At 69.3% G+C, this 16,165-nt stretch carries 13 protein-coding genes; 10 read left to right on the top strand and 3 right to left on the bottom strand.

Annotated features, from left to right (window positions below; genetic code table 11):
• The 9 genes from AC3WQR_RS16685 to AC3WQR_RS16645 all read left to right on the top strand — a co-directional run bounded on the left by AC3WQR_RS16685 (position 1) and on the right by AC3WQR_RS16645 (position 12,142).
• Positions 1–738 carry a paraquat-inducible protein A gene (locus AC3WQR_RS16685; protein ID WP_095747606.1) on the top strand — a complete coding sequence of 246 codons (738 nt, stop codon included), beginning with the start codon at positions 1–3 and terminating at the stop codon, positions 736–738.
• Positions 735–2,396 carry a PqiB family protein gene (locus AC3WQR_RS16680; RefSeq protein WP_070060642.1) on the top strand — a complete coding sequence of 554 codons (1,662 nt, stop codon included), beginning with the start codon at positions 735–737 and terminating at the stop codon, positions 2,394–2,396. The genes AC3WQR_RS16685 and AC3WQR_RS16680 overlap by 4 nt, the downstream gene beginning before the upstream one ends.
• Positions 2,393–3,022 carry a PqiC family protein gene (locus AC3WQR_RS16675; protein ID WP_492742841.1) on the top strand — a complete coding sequence of 210 codons (630 nt, stop codon included), beginning with the start codon at positions 2,393–2,395 and terminating at the stop codon, positions 3,020–3,022. The genes AC3WQR_RS16680 and AC3WQR_RS16675 overlap by 4 nt, the downstream gene beginning before the upstream one ends.
• Positions 3,023–3,081: 59 nt before the next feature.
• A complete protein-coding gene (locus AC3WQR_RS16670) occupies positions 3,082–4,692 on the top strand; it encodes an MFS transporter (protein WP_492742839.1) in 1,611 nt (536 codons plus the stop codon).
• A 19-nt stretch (positions 4,693–4,711) separates the two neighbouring features.
• Positions 4,712–6,196 carry a flavin-containing monooxygenase gene (locus AC3WQR_RS16665; protein WP_492742838.1) on the top strand — a complete coding sequence of 495 codons (1,485 nt, stop codon included), beginning with the start codon at positions 4,712–4,714 and terminating at the stop codon, positions 6,194–6,196.
• 184 nt (positions 6,197–6,380) lie between these two features.
• Entirely contained in the window at positions 6,381–7,817 is a 1,437-nt protein-coding gene (locus AC3WQR_RS16660) for a PAN domain-containing protein (protein ID WP_492742836.1), read from the top strand.
• A gap of 211 nt (positions 7,818–8,028) precedes the next feature.
• Entirely contained in the window at positions 8,029–8,538 is a 510-nt protein-coding gene (locus tag AC3WQR_RS16655) for an RNA polymerase sigma factor (RefSeq protein ID WP_062480225.1), read from the top strand.
• Between the two features lie 69 nt (positions 8,539–8,607).
• Positions 8,608–9,624 (top strand): FecR family protein, encoded by a 1,017-nt coding sequence (locus tag AC3WQR_RS16650; RefSeq protein ID WP_492742835.1) that lies wholly within the window; start codon positions 8,608–8,610, stop codon positions 9,622–9,624.
• A 103-nt stretch (positions 9,625–9,727) separates the two neighbouring features.
• Positions 9,728–12,142, top strand: coding sequence for a TonB-dependent siderophore receptor (locus tag AC3WQR_RS16645; RefSeq protein WP_492742834.1), 2,415 nt, complete (start codon positions 9,728–9,730; stop codon positions 12,140–12,142).
• 1 nt (position 12,143) lies between these two features.
• On the opposite strand, the gene AC3WQR_RS16640 is transcribed toward AC3WQR_RS16645, so the two are convergent.
• Positions 12,144–13,478, bottom strand: a complete 1,335-nt coding sequence (locus tag AC3WQR_RS16640) for a serine hydrolase domain-containing protein (RefSeq protein ID WP_492742832.1) — start codon at positions 13,476–13,478, stop codon at positions 12,144–12,146.
• 147 nt (positions 13,479–13,625) lie between these two features.
• On the opposite strand from AC3WQR_RS16640, the gene AC3WQR_RS16635 reads away from it, so the two are divergent.
• Positions 13,626–14,102 (top strand): VOC family protein, encoded by a 477-nt coding sequence (locus AC3WQR_RS16635; protein WP_062480220.1) that lies wholly within the window; start codon positions 13,626–13,628, stop codon positions 14,100–14,102.
• A gap of 18 nt (positions 14,103–14,120) precedes the next feature.
• Here the strand turns inward: AC3WQR_RS16635 and AC3WQR_RS16630 are convergent, their stop codons facing one another.
• Both AC3WQR_RS16630 and AC3WQR_RS16625 read right to left on the bottom strand, forming a co-directional pair.
• Positions 14,121–15,560 (bottom strand): MATE family efflux transporter, encoded by a 1,440-nt coding sequence (locus AC3WQR_RS16630; protein WP_070060636.1) that lies wholly within the window; start codon positions 15,558–15,560, stop codon positions 14,121–14,123.
• The gene (locus tag AC3WQR_RS16625) at positions 15,557–16,129 is read right to left on the bottom strand and encodes a DUF2239 family protein (RefSeq protein ID WP_062480218.1); all 573 of its coding nucleotides are present in this window, start codon (positions 16,127–16,129) and stop codon (positions 15,557–15,559) included. The genes AC3WQR_RS16630 and AC3WQR_RS16625 overlap by 4 nt, the downstream gene beginning before the upstream one ends.
• Between the last annotated feature and the right edge of the window lie 36 nt (positions 16,130–16,165).

Raw genomic sequence — 16,165 nt, 5'->3', positions numbered from 1 at the left:
ATGCGCGGGCTGCCCGCCCGCCTGGCCTCGGCACGCCCCTGGGAGGCGCAGGCCGACGACGAGCACGACCACGAGAACCCGGTGCCGACGGCCGCCGCGCTCGGCCTGCACGTCTGCACGCACTGCACCGCCGTCTGGCGCGATGCCGAAGATGGCGACGCCTGCGCCCGCTGCGGCACGCACCTGCACACGCGCAAGCCGCAGAGCCTGAACCGCACCTGGGCCTTCCTGATCGCGGCCTGCATCATGTACATCCCGGCCAACCTGCTGCCGGTGATGATCACGCGCACGCTGTTCGGCGCGCAGTACGACACCATCTTGAGCGGCGTCATCTACTTCTGGGTGTCGGGCGCCTGGGGGCTGGCGGCCATCGTGTTCATCGCGAGCTTCCTGGTGCCGCTGTTCAAGCTGGCGGTACTGCTCTTGCTTGTGGTGCTGGCGCAGCGGCGCAGCAACTGGCGCCGGCGCGAGCGGGCCAAGCTGTATCACATCATCGAGATCATCGGACGCTGGTCGATGCTCGACGTGTTCGTGGTGTCGCTCCTGACGGGGCTGGTGCAGATCCAGGGCTTCGCGGTCATCACCGCGGGCGTGGGCATTGCGGCCTTCGGCGCGGTGGTGGTGCTGACCATGCTGGCCTCGCTGAGCTTCGACCCGCGCCTGACGTGGGACGGCCCGGTGCCGCAAGCCGACACGGACGAACGACAGATTGAAAGCAGGGAAGAGAAAATCGCATGAGTGAAGAAGACACGCAACCGCAAGACCGTCCGGCAGCGTCGGCCCCGCCCGCGCTGCCGAAGCCGAAAGTGGCGCGCCGCCGCGAATGGCTGCCCTCGCTGATCTGGCTGATTCCCATCGTCGCCGCGCTGGTCGGCGTGACACTGGTGGCCCGCATCCTCATGGAGCGTGGCCCCGAGATCGTGCTCACCTTCAAGACGGCCGAGGGCCTCGAAGCCGGCAAGACCGCCGTGAAATACAAGGACGTGCAGATCGGCCTGGTGCAGAGCCTGCGGCTGGCGCGCGACCGCTCGCACGTGCGCGTGCTGGTGCAGCTCAACAAGGACGCCGAGGGCTTCACCTCGGCCGACTCGCGCTTCTGGGTGGTGCGGCCCCGGCTCGACACCTCGGGCATCTCGGGCCTGGGCACGCTGCTGTCGGGCGCCTACATCGGCGCCGACGCGGGTGTCGAGAAGGAAACCGCGGGCGAGTTCACCGGGCTCGAAGCGCCGCCCATCGTCACGCGCGGCGACTCGGGCCAGCAGTTTTTGCTGCGGGCGCGCGACGTGGGCTCGCTCGATGTCGGTTCGCCCGTGTACTTCCGGCGCATCAAGGTCGGGCAGGTCGCGGCCTACGAGCTCGACGGCGACGGCCGCGGCGTCACGCTGCGGGTGTTCGTGAACGCGCCGTACGACAAGTTCGTCGGCATGAACACGCGCTTCTGGCAGGCCAGCGGCATCGACGCGCAGCTCAGCGCCAGCGGCTTCACGCTGCGCACGCAATCGCTGGCCACCATCCTGCTCGGCGGCATCGCCTTCCAGGCGCCCGACGACGCCATGGGCCCGCTGGCCAAGGAGAACACGGCCTTCGTGCTGGCGCAGGACGAAAGCGCCGCCATGAAGGAGCCCGACGGCCCCTCGCAGACGCTGCTGATGTACTTCAACCAGTCGCTGCGCGGCCTCACGCCGGGCGCGCCGGTCGACTTCCGCGGCGTGGTGCTGGGCGAGGTGAAATCCATCGGCGTCGAGTTCGACCGCGCCGAGCGCGAGTTCCGCATGCCGGTGCTGGTGCAGATCTACCCTGACCGCCTGCGCCGCCGCGAGAGCGGTGCCGGTGCGCAAGCCACGGAGTCGCGCGCGACGCAGCAGGAACGGCTGCGCTTCCTGGCCGAGAAGGGCCTGCGCGCCCAGCTGCGCAACGGCAACCTGCTGACCGGCCAGGTCTACGTGGCGCTCGACTTCTTCCCGAAGGCGCCGCCCGCGAAGATCGACCTGTCGAAGAGCCCGATCGAGCTGCCGACCATCGCCAACGGCCTGGACGAGATCCAGTCGCAGGTGCAGGAAATCGCCACCAAGCTCAACAAGGTGCCCTACGAGCAGATCGCCACCGACCTGCGCACCACGCTGGCCACGCTCAACAAGACGCTCACCAGCACCGAGCAGACCGTCAGCCGCATCAACAGCGACGTGACGCCCGAGCTGGCCGCCGCCATGAAGGACGTGCGCAAGACCGTCAACTCGGCCGAACGCACGCTGGCCGACGACTCACCGCTGCAGCAGGACATGCGCCAGACTCTGCGCGAGCTGACGCGCGCCGCCGGTTCGGTGCGCGTGCTGACCGACTACCTCGAACGCCATCCCGAATCGCTGCTGCGCGGCAAACCGGACGACAAGAAATGAAGACGACGACGACCTTCGCGCTCGCGGGCGCCGCCGCGTTGATGGTGCTGGCCGGCTGCGCGAGCAAGCCCGACAGCTACTACACGCTGGCCAGCCCGCCCGCGCTCACCGATGCCGCGCCGCGCCAGCCCGATGCCGCCGCGCCGCTGTACATCGAGCTCGCGCCCGTGGCCGTGCCCGAACGGCTGGCGCGCCCGCAGATGGTGGTGCGCCGCCCGACCGGCGGCGTGCAGGTCGACGTGCTCGAGCAGCACCGCTGGGCCTCGTCCTTCGAGAACGAGCTGCGCGATGCGCTGGGCAGCGGCATCGCCAGCCGGCTCGGCGCGCTCGACGTCACGCAGGGCGGCCGCCAGACCTCGCAGCCCGTGTGGCGCGTGGCGGTGCAGGTGCGCCAGTTCGAGATGGTGGACGGCGGGCGCGTGGACGCCGGCTTCACCTGGACCCTGCGCCGCTCCGACGAGGCACGCACGCTGGTGTGCCGGCTCGACGCGGGCGAAGCCACCGGCGGCGGCATGGATGCGCTGGCGCAAGGCGCGCAGCGCGTGACGGCCGCGGCGGCGGCGGCCATGGCGCGCAGCGTGAATGCGGCGCGGACGAACCCGGGCGCGACGGCGTGCGCGACCTGAGGCTTTCACCTTTCCCCGACGGGGGAAGGCACGCCACCATCCGCTAGAACGGAGGCCCGATGGCACAGATCGGCAAGGCGCCCTGCGACGACACGCTGATCCTGCATGGGTCTCCATCTCCCACGGAAGAGGGCGCCTGCCCTGAAGCCTCCAAGCCCTGGGTGCTCGCCGCGGCCATCGTCGGCTCGAGCATGGCCTTCATCGACGGCACCGTGGTCAACGTTGCCTTGCCTGCCATCCAGGCCGATCTGCATGCCACGGCCTTCCAGGCGCAATGGGTGGTCGAGTCGTACGCCTTGCTGCTCGCGGCGCTGCTGCTGGTGGGTGGCGCGCTCGGCGACCACTACGGGCGGCGGCGCATCTTTGCCATCGGCGTCGTCGTGTTCGCCCTGTCGTCAGTTGGCTGTGCACTGGCGGCCGACGTGCAACAGCTCATCGCTGCACGCGCGATTCAAGGCATCGGTGGCGCGCTGCTGGTGCCGGGCAGCCTGGCGCTCATCAGCGCCTCGTTTCCCGAGAAGGAACGCGGCAAGGCCATCGGCACCTGGTCGGGCTTCAGCGGCATCACGGCGGCGGTGGGGCCGGTGCTGGGCGGCTTCCTGGTCGATCACTTCTCGTGGATCTGGGCTTTTCTCATCAACGTGCCGATGGCGCTGCTGGTGCTGTGGATCGTGCGCCGCCACGTGCCCGAGAGCAAAGGCGCCGCGGCACGCGGCGGGCTCGACCTGTGGGGCGCGCTGCTGGCGACTGCCGGGCTCGGCGGCATCGTCTACGCCTTCATCGAGGCGCCGACGCAGAGCTGGCGTTCGCCGGCTGTGCTCGCGGCGCTGGCGATCGGTATTGCGGGCAGCATCGGCTTCGTCGTCGCCGAACGCCGGGCGCGCACGCCGATGCTGCCGCTGTCGTTGCTGCGCATCGGCAACTTCAGCGGCGCCAACCTGCTGACGCTGCTGCTGTATGCGGCGCTGGGCGGCGGGCTGTATTTCTTTCCGCTCAACCTGATCCAGGTGCAGGGCTATTCGGCCACGGTGGCGGGCGCGGCGCTGCTGCCGTTCATCTTCCTGATGTTCGCGCTCTCGGGCTGGGCCGGGCAGCTGGTCGACCGCTTCGGGCCGCGCCTGCCGCTGGTCATCGGGCCGGCCATCGCGGCCGTGGGCTTTGCGCTGTTCGCGCTGCCGGGCGTGGGGGCGAGCTACTGGAGCGGTTTCCTGCCCGCCGTGGTGGTGCTGGGCTTCGGCATGACGGTGACGGTGGCGCCGCTCACCACCACGGTCATGAATGCCGTGGGGCCCGACCTCGCGGGCGTGGCCTCGGGCGTGAACAACGCGGTGTCGCGCGCGGCGGCGGTGCTGGCGATTGCCGTGTTCGGCGCCATCATGGCCTGGGCCTTCGACGCGGCGCTGGCCGAGCGGCTGCAGGCGATGGGCGCGTCGGACGAGGTGCGGGCTTTTCTTGCGGCCGAGCGCGACCGATTGGCCGCGGCCGGCGCGCCGCCGGGTGCCGATGCGGCCACGGTCGCCGCCGTGAAGCGCGCGGTGGCCGAATCCTTCGTCGCGGGCTTCCGCTGGGTGATGCTGCTGAGCGCCGGCCTGGCCGTACTGAGCGCGGTGAGTGCCTGGCTGATGATCCGGCGCACGCCTGCAGAAAACCAAGACAACAACAAGCCATGAGACAGGAGACGAACCACCGATGGAAGCAGCACAACCGGCCGTCGCGCCGCCGCATGTCGATGTCCTGATCGTCGGCGCCGGCCTGTCCGGCATCGGCGCCGCCTGCCACCTGCAGGCGCAGTGCCCGGGCCGCAGCTACGCGATCCTCGAAGGGCGCGAACGCAGCGGCGGCACCTGGGACCTGTTCCGCTACCCGGGCGTGCGCTCCGACTCCGACATGTACACGCTGGGCTACGTGTTCCGCCCGTGGACGCAGGCCAAGGCGATCGCCGACGGCCCGTCGATCCTGCAGTACGTACGCGACACCGCGCGCCAACACGGCGTCGACGACAAGATCCACTACCAGCACCGCGTGGTGCGCGCCGCCTGGTCGAGCGCCGACGCCTGCTGGACGGTCGATGTGGAGCAGGGGCCCGACAAGCAGCCCGTGCAGTGGCGCTGCAAATTCCTCTTCCTGTGCAGCGGCTACTACCGCTACGAGGCGGGCTACACGCCCGACTTCGCCGGCATGGCCGACTTCCAAGGCCGCATCGTCCATCCGCAGCACTGGCCCGCCGACCTGGACCACAGCGGCCGGCGCGTGGTCGTGATCGGCAGCGGCGCGACCGCGATGACGCTGGTGCCTGCGATGGCCCAGACCGCCGCGCACGTCACGCTGCTGCAGCGCTCGCCGACCTACGTGGTGGCGCGCCCGGCCGAAGACCCCATTGCCAATCGCCTGCGGCGCCTGCTGCCGGCGATGGCCGCGTACCGCCTCACGCGCTGGAAGAACGTGACGCTCGGCATGCTGTTCTTCCGTCTCGCGCGGCGCAAGCCGGCGCGCGTCAGGCGCATGCTGCTGGGCGGTGTGCGCCACGCGCTCGGGCCCGGCTACGACATCGCCACGCACTTCACGCCGCGCTACAACCCGTGGGACCAGCGCCTGTGCCTCGTGCCCGACGGCGACCTGTTCGCCGCGCTCAACGCGGGGCGCGCCTCGATGGTCACGGACCATATCGACACCTTCACGCCAAGTGGCCTGAAGCTGAAATCAGGCCGTGAGCTGGAGGCCGACATCATCGTCACCGCCACCGGTCTCGAACTGCAGGTGCTCGGCGGCATCGAACTGAGCGTGGACGGCCGCCGCGTCGACCCCGCAGCGACCTTCAACTACAAGGGCATGATGTACAGCGACGTGCCCAACCTGGCCTCGTCCTTCGGCTACACCAACGCCTCGTGGACGCTCAAGTGCGACCTGACCTGCGCCTACGTCTGCCGGCTGCTGAACCACATGCACAAGCACGGCTGGCGGCAATGCACGCCGCACAACGCGGGCCCCGACCTGTCGCCCGAACCGTGGATCGATTTCAGCTCGGGCTACGTGCAGCGCTCGCTCGACAAGTTTCCGAAGCAGGGGGCGCGCACGCCGTGGAAGCTGCACCAGAACTACCTGCGCGACATCCTCCTGCTGCGCCTCGGGCGCGTGGACGACGGGGTGATGGCGTTCTCGAACCGCGCGGTTTGATCGTGGCCTGACCGCGTTGCGTGACACGTCGATGTATAGCTCTGCTCAATACAACATCGAAGATTTTTGAATTGGATCGATGGCAGGCGGCGGTGATTTACTCCGCCCGGCGTTGCACTCGCACTGAAAAAACGGCGAGGCGGTGCCCGGGAATCACCCCACGACCCTGTGATGAGGAGACCTCATGAAGTCATCGATCCGTGCATCCCTGGCGGGCCTGCTGTTCGCAGCGCTGGCAGGACATGCAAGCGCTGCCTCGCTGGACGCTTTCGCGGCCACGCCGAACGCCGCCATTTCCGGCAACAACATCGAGAACCTGACGCAGTCGACGCCCGAGATGTGCGCGTCGGCCTGCCTGGGTGCGCCACGCGGCGCCTGGTGTGTCTCGTTCGACTACAACAAGGCCGGCCAGAGCTGCGACCTGAGCGACAAGCGCGCCGCCGACGTGGGCGGGCTGAAGACCGACTACCCCGGCAACCCTTACGACCACTACAGCCTCAAGCCCGATCCGCTGAAGCCTTTCGCGCACACGCCCAATGCGGCCATCAGCGGCTACAACACCGAGGCCCTGCAGGCCGTGACGCCCGCCGACTGCGCCAACGCCTGCACCGACGCGAGCCGCTCGTCGTGGTGCAAGTCCTTCGACTACCACAAGACCAACCAGCGCTGCGACCTCAGCGACAAGCGCGCCAGCGACATCGGCGGCCTGAAGACCGACTACGTCGGCAACCCCTACGACCATTACTCGCTGATCGCGGGCGAGGGCGTTCCCAACCCCGTGCCCGGCAACAAGCACATCCTGCTGATCGGCATCGACGGCCTGCGCGGCGACGCCATCCAGTGCGCGGGCTGCGTGCAGACGCCCGCGATGTCGGCGCTGATCGCCGGCGGCGCCTTCCACGGCAACGTGCTGGCGGGCGGCACCAAGCAGGCAACCGTGAGCGGGCCGGGCTGGTCGTCGGTGTTCACCGGCTTCTGGGCCGACAAGCACGGCGTGACCTCGAACACCACCACCTTGCCGCTGAAGAAGACGCACGTGTTCGACCAGATCAAGGCGGCCTGGCCGACGGCCACGACAGCGGTGGTGGGCGACTGGTTCAACATCACCCACAACCTGCGCCCGGCGCTGGCCGACTTCGTGGTCGCCAACGCAGCCAAGAACTCGCAGCAGGCCACCGATGCGGTGAAAGGCTGGCTGAGCTGGAAGCACCCGCCGACGGCGATCTTCTATTACCTGCACAACGCCGACATCCACGCGCCGAGCTACGAACCGCTCAACGCGTTCTACCAAGGCAAGATCGCCGGCGAAGACCAGCAGATCCAGCAGGTGCTCACGGCGCTCACGTCGCGGCCGAACTACGCGAATGAAGAATGGCTGATCGTCGTCACCTCCGACCACGGCGGCACCGGCAGCAGCCACGGCGGGCAGACGGCGGCCGAGCGCAGCACGCTGCTGATCCTGAACAACAACCACCAGAACCCGCTCAAGCCCAGCTACTGCCTGGGCAACCTCGGGGGTACCGCATTGACGCAGGTCGATGGCACGACGCCGCACATCCTGGACTTCCTGGGCCTGCCGAACACCACCGAAGGGCAAAAGCACCCGGCGTGCGGGAACTGAGGGCAGGCGAGTCCGGACGGGGCCGAAGGGGAGGGTAGCCCGCACGCATGCCGTGCGCGGCAGGCGAAATGCCTACCCTTCGGCGATCGGAGGGTTGAACCCGCACATAATCTCGCGTTTTCTTTTGTTCTGAATCTCTCAGGTAGCCACGCCGTGTCGAAGCCAACCTGCCCCTGGACTTCGACCAACCCTTCCCGGCTGTGGTGCGCCCGTGTTCGAACGCTATTACCGCGAGCTGCTGAGCTTTCTGTCCCGCAAGGTACCCGACCGCGCCACCGCGGCCGACCTGGCGCAGGAGAGCTACGTGCGGGTGTACGAGGCACAGCGCACGGGCAGCGTGGTGCGCGACCCGCGCGCGCTGCTGTACCGCACGGCCCGCAACCTCGTCACCGACCACCACCGCCGCACCAGCGTGCGCGCGGGCGGCGACACGGCGGCGCCCGATGACGCACCGCCCGACGCCGACGATTGCATCGGCCCGCCCACCTTCGAGCCCGACGCCATCCTGTCGTCCAGCCAGGGCATGGCGGCCATGGTCGAGACCATCGACCGGCTGCCTCCGCGCTGCCGCGAAGCCTTCGTGCTCTACAAGTTCGACGGGCTCTCGTATGCCGAGGTGGCTGCGCGCATGGGCATTTCGGTGCGGACGGTCGAGATGCAGTTGCGTATCGCGATGGAGGCGTGCTGGGCGTGCCTGGAGCGGACCCGTGGTTCAGAGTGAGATGAGACGCCCCATTACAGGGTTTGACCACGCTCGTGCGTCTACCCCCATAAGAACGATCCCCACGTCATGACCCTCACGTCGCCACCGTCCGAAGAAGCCCTGCGCCTGCGACAGGACGTGCTGGACTGGTTCGTCCGCCGCCAGCGCGCGCACTGGAGCGCGTCCGACGAGCGCGCGTTCCAGGCCTGGCTCGGCGCCGATGCGCGCCATGGCGAGGCATTCCGCGAATGGGAGTCGCGCTGGCGCGCCTTCGACGCGATCGCGCCCGAGACGGTCGCGGGCTGGCGCAGCGGCTTCGAAGGCCGCGCGCCCGCCGCACCCACGCGCCGCGGCTTCCTGAAACCGGCGGTCGTGCTCGGCGTTTCCGGCATGGCGGTCGGCGCCGGCTACCTCGGCTGGCGCCATGTGCAGGCCCAGCCCGTGTTCGAACAGGCCTTCGCCACCCGGCGCGGCCAGCAGCTCGAAGCGCCGCTGCCCGACGGCTCCCGGCTGCGGCTGGACACCGCCACCCGCCTCGAAGTGCGCCTGTTCCGCGACCGCCGCGAGGTGACGCTGATCGACGGGCAGGCGGTGTTCGCGGTGCAGTCCGATGCGAAACGCCCCTTCGACGTGCTGGCCGGTCCGCTGCGCGTGCGGGTGGTCGGCACGCGCTTCGCCGTGCGCCACACCCCCGGCATGCCGGGCGCCGATGGCACGCGGGTGTCGGTGGAAGAAGGCAAGGTGCGCGTGGTGCGCCGGGCGTCGGATGCGACGAGCGAAGTCTTCCTGACCGCTGGGCGCCAGGTGGAAAGCGACGCGCAGGGTGTCTTCTCCGCCGTCTCGGCCGTGCCGCGCGACGGCATCGCGCCCTGGCGCGAGCACCGCCTGAGCTTCGTCGACACGCCGCTGGCCCGCGCGCTGGCCGAGCTGGAGCGTTACGGCAGCACCGGCCTGGTGGTGAACGACCCGGCCGTGGCGGCCCTGCGACTGAGCGGCACCTTCGACCCGCGGGACGCGCGCACGCTGCGGCGCGCCCTGGCCAGCGCCTTGCCGGTGCGGCTGAAGGAAACCGGCCCGGTCGCGGAAATCCTGCCGGCCCCCTGAAACAAAAGAATCAAGAATTTCTCGCCGGCACTACGGGGATTCCGCCGGCTCGTGCGTCAGCCCAGATAGGAACCATTTGCATTCACTACCTGGAAGACGTTCGATGACGAAGCGCTTGAGAACAAAGATGACACCCGCGCCGCTGGCCCTGGCCGTTGCACTGGCCCTGGCGAACGCGCCCCTGATGGCCCGGGCGCAGGGCGCGCCCCAGCCGATCCACATCGCGGCCCAGCCGCTGGCCGAGGCGCTGAACGACTGGGCGCGGCAGACCCGCATCCAGCTGGTCGTGCAGCAGAGCCTGGTCGCGGGCAAGACCGCGCCCGCCATCTCGGGCAGCCTCACGGCCCGGCAGGCGCTCGACCGCCTGCTGGCGGGCAGCGGCCTGGCGGCCACGATGGAAGGCAATGCGGCGGTCATCAAGACCGCGCCCGCCACGGGCGGCACCTCCACGCTGCCGGCGGTGACCGTCGTGGCCGACGGCGAGGAAAGCGCCACGGGCCGGGTGCAGGGCTACGTGGCCAAACGCAGCGCCACCGCCACCAAGACCGACACGCCGATCATCGAGACGCCGCAGTCGATCTCGGTGATCACGGCCGACCGCATCGAGGCGATCGGTGCCACCAACCTCAAGGACGCGCTGGGCTACACGCCGGGCGTGTCGACCACCACCTACGGCGCCGATTCGCGCTACGACTGGATCTCGCTGCGCGGCTTCGACGCCTATTCGCCGGGCTTCTACCTGGACGGCCTGCCGCTGCGCAACAACAGCACCTGGGGCGTGTGGCGCACCGAGAACTACGGCGCCGAGCGCATCGAGCTGCTGCGCGGCCCGTCGTCGGTGCTGTACGGCATGAGCGGCCCTGGCGGGGTGGTGAACGTGGTCAGCAAGCGCCCGACGGCGGAGCCCGTGCGCGAGCTGCAGCTGCAGGTGGGCGACCACGCCCGCAAGCAGGTGGCGGGCGATTTCTCGGGTGCGCTGGATGCCGACGGCAAGCTGCTGTACCGCATCACCGGCCTCGTGCGCGACGCGCAACTGCCGGCCGGCAAGGAGGCCGACGACCGCATGTACATCGCGCCCGCGCTCACCTGGAAGCCGTCGGGCGACACCACGCTGACCTTGCTGTCGCAGTTCTCGCGCACGCGCGGCGGGGTCTACACGCGCGCACGGCCGCAGGTCGGCTCGCTCGATCCGACCGCGATCGGCACCACCATTCCCTCGAAACTCTTCGTCGGCGAGCCCGGCTTCGACCGCTTCGACCAGGATCAGGAGATGGTCGGTTACCAGTTCGAGCACCGCATCAACGACACCTTCACGGTGCGGCAGAACGCGCGCTACGCGCACCAGAAGCTCGACTACACGGGCACGCAGCTGAAGGGCTTCATGGCGCTGAACCCCGACGTGCCGAACGACCCGCTGAACTTCCAGCAGATGTCGCGCAGCGTGTTCGGCAGCCGCGAGAACATCGGCGCCCTGGCACTGGACAACCAGCTGCAGGCCGATTTCCGCCTGGGCGAGACGCAGCACAAGGTGCTGGTCGGGCTGGACTACCAGCGCACGCGCATCGACCAGGTCACCTTCAGCGGCGGCAGCGCCTCGCCGCTGAACATCTACGCGCCGGTGTACGGCGGGCCGATCGAGCGGCCCGCGCCGTATTTCGACGGCATCACGCGGCTTGCGCAGACCGGCGTCTACCTGCAAGACCAGATCAAGTGGGGCGAGCGCTGGACGCTGACGCTGGGCGGGCGCTACGACACCGCCGACAGCACCGTGGACAGCCGCCTCGACGGCTCGCGCCAACGCATGCGCGACCACAAGTTCACCAGCCGGGCCGGCCTGGTCTACCTGCACCCGAGCGGCTGGGCGCCGTACCTGAGCTACTCGGAGTCGTTCGCGCCCACGGCCACCATCGACCCGGCGTCGGGCGACCCGTTCAAGCCCGAAAGCGGCAAGCAATACGAGGCCGGCGTGCGCTACCAGCCCACGGGCAGCAAGGCGATGTACAGCGCCGCCATCTTCGACCTGCGGCGCAAGAACTACATCAGCTACGACGGCGAGTTCATGCCCAAGCAGACGGGCGAGATCTCGGTGCGCGGCCTGGAGCTCGAGGCCACGGCCGAGATCGCTTCGCGCCTGAACCTCACGGCCTCGTACAGCTACACGCCGCGGGCCATCGTCACGGCAAGCGCCAACACGAGCGAGATCGGCAAGCAGGCCACGGCCGTGCCGCGCCACCGGCTGTCGGTGTGGGCGGACTACCGCTTCGCCGGCGGCGTGAAGGTGGGCCTGGGCGCGCGCTACACGGGCTCGAACTACGGCGACGGCGAGGCCGCGTGGCCGAGCAAGGTGCCTGCATCGACGGTGTTCGACGCCATGCTCGGCTACGACATCGACCGCTGGAGCCTGGCGCTGAACCTGCGCAACCTGACCAACAAGACGTACTTCGCGAACTGCGGTTACCGCAACTGCTACTACGGCTATCCGCGCACGACGACGGCCACGGCGACCTACCGCTGGTAGGTCAGCGACGCTGTGCCAACAGGTGCCGTCCCAGCGCCTCGAAGGCCGGCAGCGTCACCGGGTCGTTCGCGGCGTTGCCCGCGATCGGGTGCGAGGCGTAGCGCACGATCACCATCTCGGCCTTCGGGTCGATGTAGATGCGCTGGCCGTGCACGCCGCGCGCCATGTAGGCGCCGTGGTCGTTGTGCGTCACCCACCACATGTTGCGGTAGCTCCAGCCCTGCAGCAGCGGGTAGCCGCCCTTGACGAAGGCGGCCTTGTCGCCGCCGCGGCGGATGTCTTCGACGGCGGCCTTGGGCACGACCTGCCGGCCTTTCACGCGGCCGTCGTTGCGCAGCATCTCGCCGAAGCGCGCGAGGTCGCGCAGGCCGGTGTTCAGGCCGCCGCCCGCGAAGGGCGTGCCGATGGAGTCGACAGTGAAGTAGGCGTCCTGCTCGGCGCCCAGGTGGCGCCAGATGCGCTCCGACAGCAGCTGCGCCACGGTGCGACCGGTGGCGCGCGCGATCACCCAGCCCAGCACGTCGGAGTTGACGGTCTTGTAGCCGAAGCCTTCGCCGTGCCGTCCCTCGGGCTGCACGGTCTGCAGGAACTCGTAATAGCTGCGCGGGCCGGTGTAGTCCTTAGGCTTGGGCAGCGGGTTGCCGGCCTGCGCATGGGCCCAGACCTCGGCCTTCGGGTCGGCGTAGTCCTCGCTGAATTTCAGGCCCGTGGTCATGTCGAGCACCTGGCGCACGGTGGCGTTGCCGAAGGCCGAGGTCGCCAGTTCGGGCACGTAGTGGGCCACCGGCTTGCCGGCATGGAGCGTGCCCTCGGCCACCAGCATCGCGCCCAGCGTGCCGACCACCGACTTGGTGACCGACATGGCGCCGTGCTGGCCGTCGTCTTTCAGCACGCCGAAGTAGCGCTCGTAGACCACGCGCCCGCGGTGCAGCACGAGGATGCCGTCGGTGTAGGTGGCGGCCAGCGAGGCATCCCAGGTCATGGGCGTCTTCGCGTCGAGCGGCGTGAAGCTGAGCGTGTCGATGTCCTTGCGCAAGGCCTGGGGCAGGGCGGATGGCGCGCCGAGCCCGCGCGACACGTTCACGGTCGGCATCAGCTGGCGGAAATTCGACACGCTCCAGCGCATCGCCGGAAACCGGAAATAGCTGCCGTCGTCGAAACGCAGCGTGCGGTCGGGTGGCGGCGGCGAGCCGGTCATCCAGCCGAGCCGGGCGGGGTCGCTGGCGGCGGCGTCGGGGTAGGTGGCATCGGCTGCGCCGGTCGACACCGCGAAGGCGGCGAGCGCGGCGCTCAGCAAAGCCTGGGCGCCAAGGCGGGTTCTGGAAGGGGCGAACATGGCAGTTCCGAAGCGAAGGACCGGCCCATTGTGGCCCGCGGCCCGGCCTGCGAACTTCTCACTGACAGCCGCGGCGCAGGTTGACAGGGCGCCGCTTCGGCTTTGATACTGAACTCCCTGGTTCATCATCCAAGCAAAGGAGATTCCATGCAGAAGATCATTCCCTGCCTCTGGTTCGACGGCAACGGCGAGGAGGCGGTCAACTTCTACACCGCCATCTTTCCGAAGTCGCGCCTGACCGACACGCTGCTCTGGGGCGATGTGAATCCCGCCAAGAAGGGCAAGCTGCTCACGGCGACCTTCGAGCTCGACGGGCAGTCGTTCATGGTGCTCAACGGCGGGCCGGAGTACAAGATCACGCCGGCCATCTCGCTCATCGTGACCTGCGAGACGCAGGAGGAGGTCGACTACTACTGGGACAAGTTGCTCGAAGGCGGCGGCCAGCCGGTGCAGTGCGGCTGGCTCACCGACCGCTTCGGCGTGTCGTGGCAGGTCACGCCGATGCCGCTCATCCGCATGTTCCAGGACAAGGACGCGGCCAAGGCGGCCCGTGCGATGGCGGCCATGATGAAGATGATCAAGCTCGACATCGCCACGGTGAAGAAGGCCTTCGACGGGGAGTGACCCCCGCCGAGGCACTGATCAGACCAACCGGCCGATCGGCTTCTTGCGCCACACCAGGCGGTAGTACGCGGTCTGCAGCAGCAGCATCGCGCCGAAGGTCACCGGGTAGGCGACCCAGATCCCGTCCAGGCCCATGCCGAAATGGCGGCTCATGAGCCAGGCCACCGGCACTTCGACGCCCAGGATGCAGACGATCGAGATCAGCGTCGGCACCAGCACCGAGCCGCTGGCGCGCATGATCCCCGAGATGGCCGAAGCCATGCCGAACAGCACCAGGCTCCACAGCATGATGTGCAGCAGGTTCTGCGCGATCTCGATCACCGGTGCGCTGGTGATGAAGAAGCCCATCAGCGGACGCGAGAACAGGTAGCCCAGCAGCACCAGCCCGCCCGTCAGCACGAGGTTCATGCCCAGCGCGGTCTGCACGATCGCGCCGAGCCGGTTGGCGCGGCCCGCGCCGATGGCCTGCGCGCCGAGGATCGACGTGGTGATGGCGATCGAGATGGCCGGGAACTGCACGTAGGCCACCACCTGGTTCACCGCGCCGTAGGCGGCCGTGGCGTTGGAGCCATAGCTGTTGACCATCGACAGCAGCACCACTTCGGCCAGCGCCACCACGATCATCTGCACGCCGGTGGGCACGCCGATCTTCAGCACCGCCTTCAGCAGCTGCGGCTGGATGCGCAGGCAGCGCACGAACTCCGCGTCGGGCGCGAGCGGGCTCTTCTTCTGGCGCAACCGGAAGCCCAGCCACGTGGTCGCGACCGCGAACGACAGCACCGAGGCCCACGCGCCCGCCGCCACGCCCAGTTGCGGCAACCCGCCCCAGCCGCGGATGAGCGCGGGCGTGACCACCAGGCCGATGGCCGTGGAAATCAAGAGCGTCAGCAGCGGCGTGATGGTGTCGCCCACGCCGCGCAGCATGGCCGTGGCCAGCAGGAACAGGAACACGCCGGGCATCGCGATCAGCATGATGCGGGCGTAGCGCGTGGAGTCGGCCAGCACGTCGGGCGGCGTGCCCAGCATGGCCAGCATCGGCGTCGTGAAGAGGCCGCCGAACACCGCGATCGCCAGGCCCAGCAGCAGGCCCACCGTGAGCGTGGTGCCCGCCACCGCCTTGGCCTTGGCCGCGTCGCGCGCGCCCCAGGCCTGGCCGATGAGCACCGAGGCGCCCGCGCCCAGGCCGATGATGAAGGCGATGAAGAAGAACATCACCGGGAAGAAGCTCGACACCGCCGCCAGCGCGCTCACGCCGAGCATCTGCCCGACGTAGACGTTGTTGATGGTGCCGGAGAGCGACTGCAGGATGTTGCTGAGCAACATCGGCGCCAGGAAGAACAGGAACACCTTCCACAGCGGACGCGGCGCACCCACCGGCGCCACGGGCACGCCGCGCAGTCCGCTCGGGTTGCCGGGGCTGGTGGAGGTGGTGCTGCTGCTATCGGGCGCCGCGCTCATGCACCACCCCAGCCACCGGCCGACAGCTTGTGCAGGTGCACGCGCAGGTCGGTGGGCCAGGGTTCCACGAGGTCGCTGAAGCGCTGATGCTCGCCCGCGAACAGCGCGCGCGTGGCTTCCTCGAAGCCGGGCAGGTTGCCCGCGATGGCGGTCATGAAGCGGTAGGTGGCTTCGCGCGCGGCGCGCACCGTGTCGCGGTCGGCGTGCACGTGGCGTGCGTCGTCCACCAGCTTGCGCAGCGCCACCGAGGCGCCGCCCGGCTGGCGGCCGAGCCAGTCCCAGTGACGCGGCAGCAGCGTGACTTCGCGCGCCACCACGCCCAGGCGCGGACGGCCGACGCCGCGGGGTGCGTCTTCGTGTTTCTCGGCCTCGAGCGCGGAGGTCTCGATGGCCTTCGGGTCGCGCAGGTCGACATCGAGCTGCTCGCCGGTCTGGTCGTCGAACACGAGGCAGGTGGCGGCGTCGCCGCGCTCGCGCAGTTGCGTGAGCACCTGGGCCTTGGTGCCGGCGGCGACGCGCTGGAAGCCGGCAAACGCAGTGAATGTGGTCGGTAGTTCGTCGGGTGACATGCAAATTCTTTTTGGGTTGTCGATCCGGGCGGAACG

This window comes from Variovorax sp. FW305-3-2-15-B-LB1 (assembly GCF_058787635.1).
This window is presented reverse-complemented; position numbering and strand designations above follow the sequence as displayed.